This is a genomic window from Algoriphagus litoralis, assembly GCF_003259255.1.
In the GTDB taxonomy this organism is placed as follows: Bacteria; Bacteroidota; Bacteroidia; order Cytophagales; family Cyclobacteriaceae; genus Algoriphagus; species Algoriphagus litoralis.
The window spans coordinates 1-722 of the sequence record NZ_QGOL01000045.1 but is presented as its reverse complement, the minus strand read 5'-3'; the positions used below and the strand labels follow the sequence as shown (position 1 = coordinate 722).

At 50.6% G+C, this 722-nt stretch carries 1 protein-coding gene; it reads right to left on the bottom strand.

Annotation, left to right across the window (positions count from 1 at the left end):
• Positions 1-722: MBG domain-containing protein (locus tag DK188_RS21230; RefSeq protein ID WP_198673068.1), on the bottom strand; the 722-nt coding region annotated here is incomplete at both ends.

Below are 722 nucleotides of genomic sequence, written 5' to 3'. Positions count from 1 at the left end.
TCTTCAAAGATAATTCCAGTGATCGTGGCCGGGTTGATCGTCAGATCAGCAGTCAAGACGAGAGTCGTGAAATTGCTGCCCGCGATCGTCGCCGTCACTTCCTGGGTTCCCACATTAGTTCGGCTGTTGTTCGTATACGCCACCGAAGTGCCTGTCGGAAGGTTACCGGAGATCGCCAAAGACCTAGTCGATCCGTCGAAAACGAAGCTTTGATCTTCAAAGGTAATTCCAGTAACCGTTGCCGGAGTGATGGTCAAATATGCAGTCAATTCCAGCGTGGTGAAGTTCGATCCTGTGATCGTCGCCGTCACTTCCTGGGTTCCCACATTGGTTCGGCTGTTATTCGTATACTCCACCGAAGTGCCTGTCGGAAGGTTACCGGAGATCGCCAAAGACCTAGCCGTTCCGTCGAAAACGAAGCTTTGATCTTCAAAGGTAATTTCAGTAATCGTGGCCGGAGTGATCGTCAGATCTGCAGTCAAGACGAGAGTCGTGAAATTGCTTCCCGTAATCGTCGCCGTCACTTCCTGAGTTCCTACATCCGTTCTACCATTATTGGTATAGGCTACAGATGTACTTGTCTGAAGAGTTCCTGTGATTGCAAGGCTCTTCTCAGTTCCGTCGAAGACAAAGCTTCCGTCTGCAAAGGTGATTCCCGTAATCGTGGCCGGAGTGATGGTCAGATCTGCAGTCAATTCCAGCGTGGTGAAGTTGGCTCCCGA